The organism is Pseudomonas sp. efr-133-TYG-5 (assembly GCF_030209175.1).
Taxonomy (GTDB): domain Bacteria; phylum Pseudomonadota; class Gammaproteobacteria; order Pseudomonadales; family Pseudomonadaceae; genus Aquipseudomonas.
Map to the genome: position 1 here is coordinate 1,794,718 of NZ_JARVSM010000001.1, position 18,405 is coordinate 1,813,122.

Here is an 18,405-nt window from a genome sequence, read left to right on the forward strand (position 1 = left end):
TCAGAGCTTCTCCGATAGACACACCAAACATTTTCTCGTCGCCTTGCCTCCTCCGGTTCCATACCGGAGGGGGTCGGCAGGCATACTTATCCACGAACAACCGATCATCAGAAACAACGACTTACCTGTCAGATCTGACAGTAGTCAACCCGCCCATTTAGTCGCTCAATCACTCCACCGCCAATACCATTCGGCAGGAGTTTCCACCATGCTCGTCCAACCCCCAAAAAAACCCATCGGCACCCTCGCCCTGCTCGACCCCGACCTCCCCGGCGCCAAGCTGCTGCCGAACGGAGAATGGGCCATCAACCGCGCCGCCGCGCTGCTCAACTTTCCCACTCAGGGCCTCAAGGTGCAGATCCCTGTCTGGTCCGACAAAAGCCTGGCCGACAAGGTTGAGCTGCGGCTCAATAATCAGGTGGTCGACCAGCACACCGTCTCCCAGAACGCCGAGCTGACCCAGCGCACCACCCTGTTCGTTGCACCTGGCCGCTTTCAGAGTGGCACCTGGGAACTGGACTATCGGGTGACACGCATCGCCCAGGCGCCAGAGCCTTTTGCTCCACCGCTCAAACTCTCGGTCAAACTGGAAATCCCTGCCGGCCAGGACACCGATCCCGGACAGGGGCACTCCCACCTGCACATGACGTTCAGTCCACCGGAAATTGTCCAGGACGGTGTCGACAAGGACACCGCTGAAAACGGCGTAGACATTTTGGTCGTGGCCAAACCCGGGAGCGGCTCAAACCTGCCGTACCCCGACATCGCCGTGGGCGATGTGATCTGGGTAAGCTGGGGCGGCAACATGGTGCCGTCGGATCCGGTCATCCAGGCACAGATCGACGACCCGCTGGATAACCCTATCGTCATCCACATCAGCAAGGACGTCATCCTCGCGGTGGGTGACTCCGGAAGCGAAGGGCTGGCGGTGTCATTCTTCGTCCGAGACTTTGCAGACAACGACTCCGAGGACTGGTGCAAGGAAATGCGCATTATCGTCGACACCGGCAACTCGCGACTGGATGCGCCAATACTTGAACAGGCTGACGGCAACGACCTCGACCTCGACCAGTTGGGTAATGAGCAGTTGTTGCTCCAGGTCTTTGCAGCCTCGTCTGTCGACTTCAACTTGAACGATGTCATCGTCATGCACTTGCAGGGCACCACCCTCGACGGCGAAAGCGTCCAGGTCGATGCTCGCCAGACCATCAACAAAAAACCACCTCTGGTGGTCGAGGTGTTGATGGACAACGACGGTGCCCGGGCGCTGGCAAAAACCCAGGGGGTGTTTTTCTTCGAGCTGGAACGTGGCGGCAGCATCATTCAGCGATCCAGAGGTCGCTTCATCAACATCATCGGCGAGCCCAAACGCCTGGCAGCCCCCCGTGTCGAAAGCGCCGTGAGCGGTGCGCTGGATCCCGACTTGGCGAGCGTGATCGTCCGCATCCCCTACGATCCGTTGATCACCCCGGACAATGCCATCGAAATTATCTGGAGCATCACCCTTCCGGACGGCAGCGTATTCGAGCCCGAGCTGGACTGGATCTTTCCGACCCAACAGGAGGCTGATGACCCCGAGGGCGTCATGGTCAGCATTTCAGGTCCCGAGTATCTTAAACCTGGCGAAGGTGGCACCTTGGTGGTGTCGTACAACGTGCTCAGCGAAGGCGAGAACGGCGAAATCGTTCGCAGGCCTTCGCCGCCAGCCTCGCAATTGAACATAGGCGAACCCCAGCTGGAGCTGGATCCGCCCACCGTTGCGGGTGAAAAAAATGGAGCTCTGGACCCTGTCGACCTGCCCAACGGCACGAGTGAAGTCACCTGTCCGGCTCCGACAAAAAAACCGAGTCTGGCCGAGGACGAAGTGCACTGGCAATTGCATGATGCCAAAGGTGCGCTGCTGTTTAAGGACCACAAAATCCTCAACTCCCTGAGCGCCGGCAAACCCGTGAAATTTCCGCTCAACGCGGCGTTTGTGCAGCAGTATTTTGAAGCCCATCGCGGTGAGCAATTGAGTGTCAGTTACTACATCGTTCGATATGCGACGGGCAAGCCCAGTTATTCGAATCCGCTGGAGCTAACGATCGGGACCGCACAACAACAGCCACTGAGCCCGGCCAAGGTACAGGGAACCGTCAACGATGAGCTAGACATTGGCACCGTACCGAACGGTACTGCCGTCGAAATTGCCGCTCGTGTCGCCGACAATACTGACGATCAAGTCTTCATGAAATGGGCGACGACGAACGGTGTAACGCTGCATGAAGCCAATAAAACCGTCAGCGCAGGCGACAAAGGCAAAGTCATCGAGTTTCCGATTGCCTCCAGCATTCTGCGGGCCAGTGCGAACCAGAGAGTCGTAGTCAGTTATCGAGTCAAGCCATCCACGGGCACCGATATCCCGGGCACGGATTACTCACTGAAAATTGCATTCACGCTACCCGCCGCCAAATTCAAGGAAGCAACAGGTGACCAGTTGAACCCTGACAAGGTGACGACCGGTGCAACAGTCATCATCGACGCCTCTGCTCAACTGAAGGCAGATGACGAAGTCATCGTTACCGTGACCGGGCAGCCTCCAACCACCCTTCCCGCCTACCCAGTCAAGCCCACAGAGGCGGATCAAGAGCTGTCGTCGATCAAAGTGCCTCACAGCGTGATCCTTGCTGAAGATGGCAAAACTATAGCGCTGACTTATTCCGTCAAACGCAAGGCAGGTGGTATTGATGACCTTTCCGTCCCGGCGGTTTACGACGTCCGCAGGATGATCGCGGCGGGCAAACTCAAGGTCATGGGTGCTCGCTACAACCGTAGCGTTTATTGGGCGTCGCGGGCCAGCCGCTGGTTGATGGCATTTGATGCCACGACCGGTAAGCCGATCCAGGCCGATTGGAAATACGCCAATGACAGCACTTGGACCAAGGGCGAGATCTGGCTCGATGCCTCCCCACAGGAACCTCTTCAGGTACGTACGGCCGACGACCAGCTCACGCTTGGCGAAGCGAACATCTTCGGCAATGGCATCGATACCAACATCAACGGCCAGGCGGCGTTCGTCGCGCTTCGGGACGAGAACAATATGGCGGGTTGGGGTTTGGCTGCCAATGGCGGTGCCATCCCGACCACTATCATCACCATGAACGACATTGTGGAGGTGAGCTGCACACGCAGTTCGTATGCAGCCCGACGCAGCAACAACACCACCGTCGCCTGGAGTGCCACCGCAGGTGAAGGTAGCGACATGAGTACAGTCAATCCAACGGGTTTCACTCGGGTCGTCGGTAACATCACTGCTTTCGCAGGAATCAAGGGTGATGGAACCGTCCATGCCTGGGGCGCAGCAGTAAACGGGGGAACGACAAGTGCCGAGGTCAAGGCCATTACTGATGCTGTGAAGATAACCCCTGCGGGATCTGCCTTTGCAGTATTACTGGCCACGGGCCACGTCAAGGCCTGGGGCGTAGCCGATAGTGGCGGAACAGTGCCTTCACCGATAAACACGCTCAACGATATCAACGATGTCATCGGCAATTTATATGCCTTCGCGGCCCACAGAGCCAACGGCACGGTAGTCGCTTGGGGCAACGCAACCCTTGGCGGCACAGTACCGGCCGCCATTGCCGGCCTGACCAATATCACGCGACTTGCCTGTGCCACCAACTATTCATTCTGTGCCCTGCTCGACACCAAACAGGTCGTCGCCTGGGGGCCTGCGGCACAGGGAGGGAGCGTCCCTACGATGATTGCCTCCTTGACGGATATCTTTTCTGTTGTCGGAACCTGGAGCGCCTTCGCAGCGCTGCGAGAAAACGGTCATGTGGTTGCATGGCCCGAGGTCGATCTCGCCGGCAAGGTGCCCGCAGCCATCGCGGCCCGGGATGACGTCGTTCAAATCGCCGCAACAGCCTTCGCATTTGCCGTGCTGTACAAGGATGGAACGGTGGCAGCATGGGGTAACGCAACGGTGGGCGGGGATACAACACCGGTCGCGGCGCAATTGACCGACGTCGTAGCGATCTACGCCAATACCCATGGTTTCACAGCGCTAACTGCTGACGGTCGAGTCGTAACCTGGGGACAAGCCATAGGAGGTGGAGACAGCAGCACCGTACAGCCTCCACTCAACGGTACGGTTTCTTACCTCGCAACACCGGCTTCACGCGGACACGCGCTCATGGCCAGCCGTTCGAGCAACTCAAAAACGTCGGTCTGAACCGACCTCCTCGGTCTGGTCGAGCGGCACTCTTTCGAGAGTGTCGCTCAATTCTCACCACATAAGGAAAAGCGCCGATACGGAAAGTGACCATGTTTACTGGCCTGCTCCAATCCGGGAAAGCCACGCTCCCTTTCAACCGGGAGGCCGGATTTTTGGCTCTACCTTCTGCGAATGGGACTGAGCCTTCGGCACTGGTCGCTCCTACGCTTGGCGTGGCCAGCGGCCATGCAAGGTGTTCGGCGCTGGATCGCTTGGAACGCGGAGCGTCCCGGGCGGCGTTCCCACGCAGAGCGTGGGAACGATCAGGCGTCGCGATGAGCATTCGATAGTGGGCGTTCCCAGGCTTGGTGTGGCCATGCTGCCACGCCAGTGTTCGGCGCTGGATCGCGAGGAACGCGGAGCGTCCCGGGCGGCATTCCCACGCAGAGCGTGGGAACGATCAGATACTGAGCGTGGAAACGATCAGGTGCAGACTTTGGAACGATCAAAATGGAGAAAACCCGCCATCGCGCGCAAACGCGGTGGCGGGTTTTGTCGTTTCAGGCGTCGGTCACACGGTATCGACCTTCAGCGAATGGTCATTCAACATGCCGTTGATGATCGTCGCCGTGTCGTGGCCACCGGCAATCACCCCGCCCGCCCCCGGGGTCACGCCGTAGTGGCTGGCGAGGTTGACACCGGCCAGGTCGATGGTCTGGTTCGGCGTGGCGCCGGCCATGGCGCTGACGTCGATGCTGGTGACCAGTGACGCGCCACTGCCACTGACGGTGAAGTGCAGGTAGTCGTCCAGCGACGCCGCCGTGCCGTTTTCACCTTGCAGCAGTTGCGACAGGTCGAGCTTGTCGGTGCCGGGGGTGAAGTCGGTGATGACATCGTGGCCGCTGTTGCCCTTGAGCCACTGGAAGGTGTCGGCCCCCGATCCGCCGGTCAGGGTGTTGTTGCCCATCCCGCCGATCAGCAGGTCGTCACCGCCGCCGCCATTGAGGATGTCGTTGCCCAGGCCACCGGTGATCACGTTGTTATTGTTGTCGCCGGTGAGGGTGTCGTTGAAGTTCGAGCCGACCAGGTTTTCGATGCCGGTCAGGGTGTCGGTCCCGGCACCGACGGTGTTCTGCGCACCGAGCAGGCCCAGGTTGACCGTCACCCCGGCGGTGGCATGGGCGTAGCTGGCCGTGTCGTTGCCGGCGCCGCCGTCGAGCAGGTCGTTGCCCGGGCCGCTGTAGAGCAGGTCATTGCCGGCGCCGCCATGCAGCTCGTTGTTGCCCGAGCCGGCGGTGAGCACGTCGTTGCCATCGCCACCGTTGAGGATGTTGTCGCCATTGCCGGCCACCAACACGTCGTCCCCCGAGGTGCCGGTGAGGGTGTGACCGTCCTGGTAGCTGATGGTCACCGCGGCGGAATCGCTGCCGCCATGGTTGTCGTTGGCGGTGTAGGTGCCATGGTAATCCGGGGTGAGGTCGTGCGCCCCGGCGTAGTTGACCGTCATGGTCAGTTGATAGTTTTCCGCAGCGTTGGGGTTGCTGCCGCTGCTGTTGCTGACGTTGGTCAGGTGAATCTGATACGTGCCATCGGCGCCGGCGGTGATGGTGCCGCCGTCGGCGATGCTGACGAATGCGCCGCCGTTGACCGAGTACTCCATGGTGATGTGCCCGGCCGCCAGGTTGTGATCCAGGTTGAGGGTTTCGCCCTGTTTCAGTTTGACGGTGATCAGGTCTTCATCGTTGGCATTGGCGTTGGTCACCGAACCGAGGTAGCCGCTGATCACCAGGACGGCGGTCATGGCGGCCGCGTTGGCAGCAAACGCACTGCGCACGTCCGGCAGGTTCTGGTTGGCGGCGTTGTTGACGTTGGTGCCGCTGAAGTTGATCGCGCCGGTTCCGGTGAAATCCGCCCCCTTGGCCACCCAGCCGGTATTGAAGGTGGTCGGCGAAGCGTTGAGCGTGTCGCCGTTGGGGTCGCTGTCGTTGGCCAGCAGCAGCTCGCCCGGCACCACGATGTTGCCCGACAGCACGTTGGTGATGACATGGTCGTCGACCGCCACCGGTGGCGCGTTGGGGATCACTTTCACGGTCAGCGTCGAGCTGGCGAGGTCGCCATCGTTATCGCTGACGGTGAAACCGATATTCTCGGTGATCACCACGGCAGTGGTTTTCTGCGAGGTGTAGCTGTAGTCACCGCTGTCGAGATTGATGACCAGGGTGCCGCTGTTGTTGGTGGCGATGCTCAACGTGTTGTTTGCCGTGTTGAACGTACCGTGGTTGGCGCCACCTGTGGCGGTCAGCGAGCCTTGGCCGCTGAGGGCTTTCGGATCGTAGGTGTACGTGGTGCCGTCAATGACGATGGATTTGATGAAGCCGCCATCGGCACCGAACGTGCCGCCCTCGCCCAGCAGCGAACCGGTGACCGGCGCGCCCATCACGGTACCGGACAGTACCGAGTTGAGCTGGTTGAGATCAGTCACCACCACCGCGTTGGTGTTGGTGTGGCTGATGCCGTCATAGGCCAGCGGATCGAGGTTGGCATTGCTCACGCCGCTGCCGAGGCCGATCGCGTAGTTGCGGATGTTGTTGGCATCGAGGAAGCTTTTCAGCGTCGCTTCGTCGGCGGTGCCGATATCACCCTCGTTGGGTTTGCCGTCGGAGAAGAAGTAGCCGACGTTCTGCGCCCCGGTGAGTTTGCCCGCGGTGTTGAACGCGTTGTACATCGTCGCCACAGCGGCGTCGTAGTTGGTGCCGCCACCGGCGCTGAGACCGGCGAGCAGGGTCTTGGCCGTCGCCACGTCGACCCACACCGAGGTGCGGTCGGCAGCGTTGCTGCTGAAGGTGACGAGCTGCACTTTCACATCGCCGAGATCGTCGTACTTGTCGAGCAAGGCGCTGATCGCCTGCTTGGCCAGGTCCAGCCGCGACAGGCCCGGTACGCCGGAGGCGTCGGCCATGCTGCCGGAGATGTCGAGGACGATGAGCACGTTGGAATCGATTTCCACCGCCGCCACCGAGCGATCCGAGGCCACCGCTTTCGGCACGTCGTCGACGATGTTGACCACGAGGGTGCTGGTGGTGCTGTTGCCCAGTGCGTCGGTGGCCTTGTAGGTGAAACTTTCGCTCAGGGTATTGGCGCCGTCGTTGGCGTTCGGCGTGGTTTTCGGCGCCGAGGTCAACGTGTAGGTGTAGGTGCCATCGGCGTTGAGCTGGATCTGCCCGTAGGCGCCGGTGGTGCTGCCGACCAGGCTGTAGGTCAGCGCACCGCTGCCACCGGTGACCGCGCCGACCAGCGTACCGCTGGCCGTTTCGCCGGTGTTGCCAGGGTCGCTGCCGGTGACCGTACCGGCGGCTAGGTCCTGGCCATCCTTGGTCAGATCGAGGGCTTTTTCGTAGACCGTCACGTCCTGGTCGACCGAGGCGACGAGTTTGCTGTCGGCGACGTTGATGGTGATGGTCGTGGTGCTTTCGTCGCCGTCACCGTCGCGAATGGTGTAGGTGAACGTGTCGGTGGCACCCGGTGGGCTCACCGAGTTCGGATTGCTGTGATAGACCGCGTTGCCGGCCGCATCCAGGGTCAGGTAGCCGTAGCTGCCGTTGATGTTGCTGTTGAGCCCGCCAATCGCCGAGGACGAGGTGTCCGCACCGGCACGCACGCCGACCACTGCACCGCCCGCCGCAGCGCCATCGGCGCCGGTGACGTCGTTGCCGAGCACACTGACGTTGACGGTACCGCCCTCCGCCACCGAGCCGGTATCGGCCTTGGCGGTTGGCAGGTCGTCGATGATATTGACGTTGATCTGGCCGCTGGCGCTGCTGCCGTCGGTATCGGTCGCCACCACATTGAGGTTTTCGCTGAGGCTGTTGGCGCCGTTGCCGCTCGGGTGGTTTTCGTTGTCGACCAGGGTGTAGCTGTAGCTGACCACGCCGGTCGCCGGGTTGTAGCCGGTGACGACGAAGGTGCTGCCCAGCGGTGTGGTGATCGACTGCGGGAAACCGGCGGCCACGCCATTGGTGACCACGGCGATGCCGCCGACCGTGAGCGTTTGCAAGCCGTCGAGGGCGGTGACGGTGAAGGTGCCGCTCTGGGTCAGCGCCGGGGTATTGGGGCTGGTGCCGTCGCTGAGATTCTTCTCGTAGACGGTGAGTTCGCCGCCATAGACGTCGAGGCCGTTGAGCAGCACCGGGTCGTCATTGTTGTGCACGTTGAGCACCAGGTTGGCGGTGCTGGTGTCGCCGTCGGCATCGGTCAAGGTGTAGCTGAAGGTTTCGGTGCCGTTACCGCCGCCGTGCAGCGCCTTGAAGTCGGCATCGCTGGTGTTGAGGGTGTAGGTGTACGTGCCGTTGGCGTTGAGCACCAGGGTGCCGTAGGTGCCGACGAACGTGCCGGGGGTGATCGGACCGGCATTCGGCCCGGTCGCCACCACGTCCGCGCCTTGCACGTCATTGCTCAGCACGTTGCCGCTGAGGGTCAACTGGGTTTCCGACGCGGTCACGGCGTTGCTGTCGTTGAGTGCTTTCGGTACGTCGTCGACGATGCTGACATCGATGGTGCTGGTGACGACGTTGCCCAGCGAATCGGTGGCCTGATAGGTGAAGGTCTCGTGCAGGGTGTTGGCGCCGTCGTCGGCAAGCGGCGTGGTGCTGGCCGGTGAGGTCAGGGTGTAGGTGTAGGTGCCGTTGGGGTTGAGGACGATCTGCCCGTAGTTGCCGGTGGCGCTGCCGACCAGTGCATAGGTGATCGCGCCGACCGCGCCGGTGACCGAACCGACGAGGGTGCCGGACGCGGTCTCGCCGGTGCTGCTCGGATCGCTGCCGACCACGGTGCCGGCCGCCAGGTCCTGGCCATCCTTGTTCAGGTCGAGGGCTTTCTCGTAGACGGTGACGTCACTGTCGCTGGTGGCTTTCAGGCAACTGTTGGAGACGTCGATGGTGATGGTCGTGGTGCTTTCATCGCCATCGGAATCACGCACGGTGTAGGTGAACACATCCACCGCGCCGGGGCCGCTGACGGCGTTCGGGTTGCTGTGATAGACCGCGTTGCCGTTGGCGTCCAGGGTCAGGTAGCCGTATGTGCCGTTGATGTTGCTGTTGAGCCCGCCGATGGCCGACGTCGAGGTGTCCGCGCCGGCACGGACACCGACGACTGCGCCGGTGACGGCCGGGCCGTCGGCGCCGCCGATGTCGTTGTCCAGCACGTTGCCGCTGACGGTACCGCCCTCCACCACCGACGCAGCGTCCGGATGGGCACTGGGCAGGTCATCGATGATGTTGACGTTGATCTGGCCGCTGGCGCTGCTGCCGTCGGTATCGGTCGCCACCACGTTGAAGTTCTCGGTGAGGCTGTTGGCACCGTTGCCGGTGGGATGCGCCTCATTGTCGACCAGGGTGTAGCTGTAGCTGACCACGCCGGTCGCCGGGTTATAGCCGGTGATGGTCAGGGTGCTGCCCAGCGGCGTGGTGATCGACTGCGGGAAACCGGCGGCCACGCCATTGGTCACCACAGCGATGCCACCGACCGTGAGGGTTTGCAGACCATCGAGGGCCGTGACGGTGAAGGTGCCGCTCTGGGTCAGCGCCGTGGCGTCGGGGCTGGTGCCGTCGCTGAGATTCTTCTCGTAGACAGTGAGTTCGCCACCGTTGACGTCGAGGCCGTTGAGATAGACCGGGTCGTCGTTGTTATGGATCTGCAGCACCAGATTCGCGGTGCTGGTATCGCCGTCCGAATCGGTAAGGGTGTAGGTGAAAGTTTCGGTGCCGTTACCGCCGCCGTGCAGCGCTTTGAAATCGGCATCGCTGGTGTTGAGGGTGTAGGTGTAGGTGCCGTTGGCGTTGAGGACCAGGGTGCCGTAGGTGCCGACGAAAGTGCCGGCAGTGATCGGCCCGGCGTTTTCGCCGGTCGGCACACGGTCGGCGCCTTGCACGTCATTGGTCAGGACGTTGCCGGTCAGGGTCAGGTTGGTTTCCGCTGCCGTGCCGGTGTTGCTGTCGTCGATGGCTTTGGGCAGATCGTCGACGATGTTCACATCCAGCGAAGCATTGGCGGTGGTGCCGTTGTCGTCAACGACCGTCACGGCAAACTGCTCGCTCAGCGTATTGGCGCCGTTGGCGGTTGGATGCGCTTCGTTGTCGACCAGGGTGTAGCTGTAGCTCACAACTCCGGTCGCGGCGTTGAAACCGGTAATGGTCAGGGTGCTGCCCAGCGGCGTCGTCACCGATTGCGGAAAGCCTGCGGCTACGCCATTGGTCACCACGGCAATACCACCGACGGTCAACGTGGTTACGCCGTCCAGCGCGGTGATCGTGAAGGTGCCGTTTTGCGTCAGCGCGGTGGTGTCCGGAGCGCTGCCGTCACTGAGGTTTTTCTCGTAGACCGTCAACTCACCGCCATTCACATCGAGGCCGTTGATGATCACCGGGTCGTCGTTGTTGTGGATCTGCAACACGAGGTTGGCGGTGCTGGTGTCGCCGTCCGAATCGGTCAGGGTGTAGGTGAAGGTCTCGGTGCCATTGCCGCCGCCGTGCAGCGCTTTGAAATCGGCATCGCTGGTGTTGAGCGTGTAGGTGTACGTGCCGTTGGCGTTGAGCACCAGGGTCCCGTAGGTACCGACGAAGGTGCCGGCAGTGATCGGCCCGGCGTTTTCGCCGGTCGGTACGCGGTCGGCGCCTTGCACGTCATTGGTCAGGACGTTGCCGGTCAGGGTCAGGTTGGTTTCCGCTGCCGTGCCGGTGTTGCTGTCGTCGATGGCCTTGGGCAGATCGTCGACGATGTTCACATCGAGGTTTGCATTCGCGGTGGTGCCGTTGTCGTCAACGACCGTCACGGCGAACTGCTCGCTCAGCGTGTTGGCGCCGTTGGCGGTTGGGTGCGCTTCGTTGTCGACCAGGGTGTAGCTGTAGCTCACGACACCGGTCGCAGCATTGAAACCGCTGATGGTCAGCGTGCTACCCAAAGGCGTCGTCACCGATTGCGGGAAGCCTGCGGCCACGCCGTTGGTCACCACGGCAATACCGCCGACGGTCAGCGTGGTCACGCCGTCCAGCGCGGTAATGGTGAAGGTGCCGTTTTGCGTTAGTGCGGTTGAGTCCGGAGCGCTGCCGTCATTGAGGTTTTTCTCGAAAACCGTCAGCTCGCCACCCGCGACGTTCAGCCCGTTGATGATCACCGGATCGTCGTTATTGTGAATCTGCAGCACGAGGTTGGCGGTGCTGGTGTCGCCGTCCGAATCGGTAAGGGTGTAGGTGAAGGTTTCGGTGCCATTGCCGCCGCCGTGCAGCGCTTTGAAATCGGCATCGCTGGTGTTGAGGGTGTAGGTGTAGGTGCCGTTGGCGTTGAGCACCAGGGTGCCGTAAGTACCGACGAAAGTGCCGGCAGTGATCGGCCCGGCGTTTTCGCCGTTCGGTACGCGGTCGGCGCCTTGCACGTCGTTGGTCAGGACGTTGCCGGTCAGGGTCAGGTTGGTTTCCGCCGCCGTGCCGGTGTTGCTGTCGTCGATGGCTTTGGGCAGATCGTCGACGATGTTGACGTCGAGGTTTGCGTTGGCGGTTGTGCCGTTGTCGTCAACGACCGTCACGGCAAACTGTTCGCTCAGCGTATTGGCGCCGTTGGCGGTTGGGTGTGCTTCGTTGTCGACCAGGGTGTAGCTGTAGCTGACAACTCCGGTCGCAGCATTGAAACCGGTAATGGTCAGCGTGCTACCCAAAGGCGTCGTCACCGATTGCGGGAAGCCTGCGGCCACGCCGTTGGTCACCACGGCAATACCGCCGACGGTCAGCGTGGTCACGCCGTCCAGCGCAGTGATGGTGAAGGTGCCGTTTTGCGTCAGCGCGGTTGAGTCCGGAGCGCTGCCATCGCTGAGGTTTTTCTCGAAAACCGTCAGCTCGCCACCCGCGACGTTCAGCCCGTTGATGATCACCGGATCGTCGTTGTTGTGGATCTGCAAAACCAGATTCGCGGTGCTGGTATCGCCGTCCGAATCGGTAAGGGTATAGGTGAAGGTTTCGGTGCCATTGCCGCCGCCGTGCAGCGCTTTGAAATCGGCGTCGCTGGTGTTGAGCGTGTAGGTGTAGGTGCCGTTGGCGTTGAGCACCAGGGTACCGTAGGTACCGACGAAAGTGCCGGCAGTGATCGGCCCGGCGTTTTCGCCGGTCGGTACGCGGTCGGCGCCTTGCACGTCGTTGGTCAGGACGTTGCCGGTCAGGGTCAGGTTGGTTTCCGCTGCCGTGCCGGTGTTGCTGTCGTCGATGGCTTTGGGCAGATCGTCGACGATATTTACATCCAGCGAAGCGTTGGCGGTGGTGCCGTTGTCATCGACCACGGTCACGGCGAACTGTTCGCTCAGCGTGTTGGCGCCGTTGGCGGTTGGGTGCGCTTCGTTGTCGACCAGGGTGTAGCTGTAGCTGACAACTCCGGTGGCGGCGTTGAAGCCGGTGATGGTCAGGGTGCTGCCCAGCGGCGTTGTCACCGATTGCGGGAAACCGGCGGCCACACCATTGGTCACCACGGCAATGCCGCCGACGGTCAGCGTGGTCACGCCGTCCAGCGCGGTAATGGTGAAGGTGCCGTTTTGCGTCAGCGCGGTGGTGTCCGGAGCGCTGCCGTCGCTGAGGTTTTTTTCGTAGACGGTGAGTTCGCCGCCATTCACATCGAGGCCGTTGATGATCACCGGGTCGTCGTTGTTGTGAATCTGCAGCACGAGGTTGGCGGTGCTGGTGTCGCCGTCCGAATCGGTAAGGGTGTAGGTGAAGGTTTCGGTGCCATTGCCGCCGCCGTGCAAGGCCTTGAAGTCGGCATCGCTGGTGTTGAGGGTGTAGGTGTAAGTGCCGTTGGCGTTGAGCACCAGGGTGCCGTAGGTACCGACGAAGGTGCCGGCAATCACCGGGCCGCTGTTGGGGCCAACGGGAATGCGGTCGGCACCCTGGATGTCGTTGGGCAACACATTGCCAGTGAGGGTCAGCAGGGTTTCCGAAGCGCTGTCGGGATTGCTGTCGTCGATGGCTTTTGGCACATCGTCGGTGATGTTGACGTCGAGCGTACCGGTGGCGCTGTCGCCATTGCTGTCGCCGGCAATCACGGTGAATTGTTCGCTGAGGCTGTTGGCGCCGTCACCCGCCGCGTGGGTTTCGTTGCCATTGAGGGTGTAGCTGTAGCTGACCGTGCCGGTGGCCGGGTTGTAGCCGTTGATGGTCAGGGTATTGCCCAGTTGTGTGGTGAGCGACTGCGGGAAGCTGATCGGCACGCCGCCGACGATGACATTGATGCCGCCGATGCTCAGGCTGGTCAGGCCGTCGGGGGCCGTGACGGTGAAACTGCCGCTCTGGGTCAGCGCACCGCTGTTGCTGGCCGAGCCGTCCGGCAGATTGGCCTCGTTGACGCTGAGTTCGCCGCCCGCCACAGCCAGGCCCGTAAGCGTCACAGGGTTGTTGACCGGCGGCACCACAGGGGCCGGCGTGTCATCGCCATTATCGATCACGGCGTTGTGCCGTTCTTCGGGGAATTCGGGAATGCCGTTGAACCCGGCGGTGGGGAAACCGATCACCGGATCGACCCGCCCGCCCACTTCGGTGAGCAACACGAAGGTGTGGCCACCGCCCTTGCCACCGTTGGGATCGGACGGCGCGTCCGGCCCGGCGGCCGTGGCTTCGGCAGATTTGCTCGGGTCATCACCCGCGGCAATCGCTTTCTGGATCTGCTCGACGTCGCTCAGTTGCGCATCGGTCGGGGTCAACGCTTCCGGGGCATCCACATGGGGCGCGTGATTGGCCAGCAACTGGCCGGTCATGGTCAGGCTGCTGTCACGGCCCAGGGTCAGTTCCTGGCCATTTTGCAGATGAACGGCGACGGCGCCTTCCGCGCCGGTGATCAATTGATCGCCAGCAAACAGCCGATCGCCCTCGACCAGCGCGCGACGATGACCATCGCTGCCTTGCGCGAAAACCTGACCAATGACTTTAGTGACGATCCCGATGAGCGTTGCCATGTGCATTTCCTCCGCTGCCGACCACCGTCGGCACTGGTTCGCGAAGCAGCCCATGGCTCAAGCGGGTTGCCGGGGCGACGCTCGCGCCGCGGCAGTTCGTTTCGCAGGTTGCGCACATCCAGGAATCCCAGTGCTATCAAGCACTTCGGACCCCTGATCGATGCCACATGCCCACTAGCGCTACGTAACGGTGGTGAATCACCCGAGTGACAAAAATCTGTCGCCCATCAACCGCTACGCGTCCCTCCCCTTTAGCAGTACTTCGCCGTATGTCGCAAAGTGAGTGGAACTTTCCTCAAGCCTTTCTGTGCTCCCTAAAGCGCATAAAACAAAGGCTTTCGAGACGAACAATGTGCTGCTTTTGGCCAGGCGCATAAGTTTTTTTTGGCATAACCCATATGAAAAATTTTTCTTAGCTACGCTTCAGGATGTTCTTAGCTCTGTTGTTACAGGCATGAAACGCTTTTGACTAAAAATATCGTCAATAAATTGGCGACAGCGATACACCATCAGGACTCAGGGAGATGCACCCATGCGCGTTCTAACCCCCCTCTGCAGCGCGGTTTTGCTGGCCATGGCTTGCACTTCCCAAGCGCAGGCCATGAACCTTACCGAAGCCATTCAAAGCACCATCGCCAGCCACCCCGACCTGGCTTCGCGCGTGGATGCCAAGCTGTCGGCCGATGAACAGGTGAAAGTCGCCAAGGGCGGCTTCTATCCGTCCGTCGACTTGAATGCCGCTTACGGCCGTGGCTACAGCGACAACACCAACACCCGGGCCCTGGGCAATCACCACACGGCAATCCTCAATTACACCCAGTCCGAGCTGCGGTTGCGGCAGATGCTGTTCGACGGGTTCAACACCGCCAATGAGGTCGAGCGCACCAAGGGCGTTTCCAATTCGCGCGCGTACTACGCGCAAGGCACCGCACAGGACCTGGCCCTGCGCACCATCGAGGTCTACCTCGAAGTGCTCAAGCGCCGCGAACTGGTGACCCTGGCCAAGAACAACCTGCAGGCGCACCTGCGGGTCAACGACCAGATCGGCCTGCGCACCGAGCGCGGCGTCGGCAGCACCGCCGACTCCGACCAGTCGGTAGCGCGCAAGGCGCTGGCGCAGAACAACCTCGACACGGCCGAAGTCGACCTGGCCGACGCCGAGGCCAACTTCTACAGTGTGGTCGGGCGCATGCCTGATGAGCTGGAAGCCCCGGCCTCGACCCGCGGCGAAGTCCCCGCCGACCTGCGCGAAGCCCAGCAGAGCATGGTCGACAACAATCCGTATCTGAAATCCGCCCAGGCCGACGTGCAATCGGCCGAGAGCCAGTACGAAGTCGCCAAGTCGCCGTTCTATCCACGCTTCGACGCGGAAGCGGCGGTGGGCGCCAACAACAACGTGCAGGGCGACGAAGGCCACGACAACGAATGGCGCGTCGGCGTGATCATGAACTACAACCTGTTCCGTGGCGGCAGCGACAAGGCGCGCCTGGCGTCCGATGCGCACCAGATCAATCAGGCCATGGACATCCGCAACAACGCCCTGCGCCAGCTCAACGAAAACATTCGCCTGGCGTGGAACGCCATGGAAAACGCCAAGAAGCAGACCCCGACCGCCCGCGAATACGCCGAGACCACCAAACGCGTGCGCGCCGCCTATCAGGATCAGTTCGGCCTCGGCCAGCGCACCTTGCTCGACCTGCTCGACAGCGAGAACGAGTTGTACAACGCCAACCGCCGCTACACCGAAATCCGCTACACCGAGGAATATTCGATGTACCGCGTACTGGCCAACATGGGGCAATTGCTGAGCAAGCAACGGGTGGTGCTGCCGGCCGATGCGATCGCCGCCTCCGAAGTGAAAAGCGAGGCACGCCTGCCCGAGCTGAAGTAGTCCCGATGATCTGATCGTTGTCACGCTCCGCGTGGGAATGCCTCTGGGGACGCTCCGCGTCCAGTGACGCGCAGCGTCATGGGCTGCATTCCGACGCAGAGCGTGGCAACGATCAACGCGGAGCGTGAGAACGATCAATAGCCGAGTCAGTTCAACGGGAGCGCTCAATATGACCAGCATGGCCGAAGGCGGTAACGCCGGGATCGATCCGCGGCTGAGCTTCGATGATCCGTTACTCGACGGTCTGTTGATTCTCTGCAAGCTGCACGGCGCAATCGTCAGTCGCGCCAGCCTGAGCGCCGGCCTGCCCCTCAATAAACAACGCCTGAGCCTCGACCTGCTGCCGCGCGCGGCGGCCCGTGCCGGGTTGCAGGCGCGGTTGTTGCGCCGTGAACTGAAAGACATCTCGCCGCTCAACCTGCCGATCCTGCTGCTGCTCAACGACGGCCGCACGGCGGTGCTGCGACGCTTGAGCGATGACGGCAAGGCGCTGATCCTGCCCAGCGAAGCCGATGGCGGCGAACAATGGCTCAGCCGCGAAGAACTCGCCGAACATTACAGCGGCCAGGCCCTGTTCGCCCGTCCGCGGCACGAACTGGAAGACCTGCGTTCACCGCTGGTGCCCAGGGTGCATGCGTGGTTTCGCGACACCCTGAAGCTGTCGAAATGGCTGTACAGCGACGCGATCCTCGCCAGTTTCCTGATCAACCTTTTAGGCCTGATGGTGCCGCTGTTCGTCATGCAGACCTACGACCGCGTGGTGCCGAACCAGGCCACGTCGACCCTGTGGGTGCTGGCCATCGGCCTGCTGATCGGCACCGGTTTCGAACTGGTGCTGCGGGTGGTGCGTGCGCACCTGCTGGACACCGCCGGGAAGAAAACCGATGTGATCCTTTCCGCGACATTGTTCGAACGCATCACCGGCATGGCAATGAAGGCACGCCCGGCAACCATCGGCGGTTTCGCGCAGAGCATTCATGACTTCCAGGGCCTGCGCGAATTCCTCACCGCCGTGACCCTGACCAGCCTGATCGACCTGCCGTTCGTGGTGTTGATGCTGGTGGTGATCGGCCTGCTCGGTGGCTGGCTGGTGGCGATTCCGCTGCTGGCGTTTCCGCTGACGATTATCTTCGCGCTGATTATCCAGGTTCGCCTGCGCGACACCGTGCAGAAAAGCCTGAGCCTCGGCGCCGAGCGCCAGGCGCTGCTGATCGAAACCCTCGGCGGCCTGGAAACCCTCAAGGCCTGCAGCGCCGAAAGCGAGCGCCAGCACAAATGGGAAAGCACCCACGGCGCCCTCACCCGCCTCGACAGCCATGCGCGCAATCTGTCGGCGCTGGCCACCAACGGCACGCTGTTCATCCAGCAGTTTTCCGGGATGGCGACGATTGTGGCCGGGGTCTACAGCATCATCGCCGGCAACCTGAGTGTCGGCGCGCTGGTGGCGACCTATATGCTCGGCAGCCGCGTGCTCGCACCGCTCGGGCAGATTGCCGGGTTGATTACCCGCTACCAGCAAGCGCAGTTGACCATGAAAAGCACCGACGCGCTGATGGCCCTGCCGCAGGAGCGCGACGGCAAGCAACGGCCGCTGGAGCGCACGCAATTGCAGGGCGCCATCGACGCCAATGCCGTGACGTTCCACTACAACGGGCAAAACGCTCCGGCCCTGAGCAACGTCAGTTTCAGCGTCAGGCCCGGCGAACGGATCGGCATCATCGGCCGCAGCGGCTCGGGCAAGAGCACCCTGGCGCGGCTGCTGATGGGGTTCTACGAACCGGAAGAAGGCCAGTTGCTGCTCGACGGCCTCGATCTGCGACAACTGGATGTCGCCGACCTGCGCCAGCAGATCGGCTATGTCGCTCACGACCTGCCGCTGCTGGCCGGCAGCCTGCGCGACAACCTGACCCTCGGCGCACGCTACATCAGCGACTCGCGCATGCTCGAAGTGGCTGAACTGACCGGCGTCACCGAACTCGCGCGCCAGCATCCGCAGGGCTTCGACCGACCGGTCGGCGAACGCGGCCAACTGCTTTCCGGCGGCCAGCGCCAGGCGGTACTGCTGGCACGGGCGTTGTTGCTCGACCCGCCGATCATGCTGCTCGACGAACCCACCAGCGCCATGGACAACAGCAGCGAAGATCAGCTGCGGCAGAAACTGCACGGCTGGGTGCAGGGCAAGACGCTTTTACTGGTCACCCACCGCACCTCGATGCTGAGCCTGGTGGACCGGTTGCTGGTGCTGGACAACGGCCGGGTCGTCGCCGACGGTCCGAAAGAAGCGGTCATCGACGCGCTGCGCAAGGGCCGGGTCGGCTCGGCGGCGGTCTAGGAGTT

At 62.1% G+C, this 18,405-nt stretch carries 4 protein-coding genes; 3 read left to right on the top strand and 1 reads right to left on the bottom strand.

Annotated features, from left to right (window positions below; all coding sequences use genetic code 11):
* Positions 1-208 precede the first annotated feature (208 nt).
* On the top strand, positions 209-4,213 hold the full coding sequence (locus QRN70_RS08130) for an RCC1 domain-containing protein (RefSeq protein ID WP_285416876.1): 4,005 nt from the start codon (positions 209-211) through the stop codon (positions 4,211-4,213).
* Between the two features lie 553 nt (positions 4,214-4,766).
* On the opposite strand, the gene QRN70_RS08135 is transcribed toward QRN70_RS08130, so the two are convergent.
* Entirely contained in the window at positions 4,767-14,177 is a 9,411-nt protein-coding gene (locus tag QRN70_RS08135; RefSeq protein WP_285416878.1) for a retention module-containing protein, read from the bottom strand.
* A 532-nt stretch (positions 14,178-14,709) separates the two neighbouring features.
* Here QRN70_RS08135 and QRN70_RS08140 point away from each other — a divergent pair.
* The gene (locus QRN70_RS08140) at positions 14,710-16,068 is read left to right on the top strand and encodes a TolC family outer membrane protein (RefSeq protein ID WP_285416879.1); all 1,359 of its coding nucleotides are present in this window, start codon (positions 14,710-14,712) and stop codon (positions 16,066-16,068) included.
* Between the two features lie 169 nt (positions 16,069-16,237).
* Positions 16,238-18,400 carry a type I secretion system permease/ATPase gene (locus QRN70_RS08145; RefSeq protein WP_285416880.1) on the top strand — a complete coding sequence of 721 codons (2,163 nt, stop codon included), beginning with the start codon at positions 16,238-16,240 and terminating at the stop codon, positions 18,398-18,400.
* Positions 18,401-18,405: the final 5 nt, after the last annotated feature.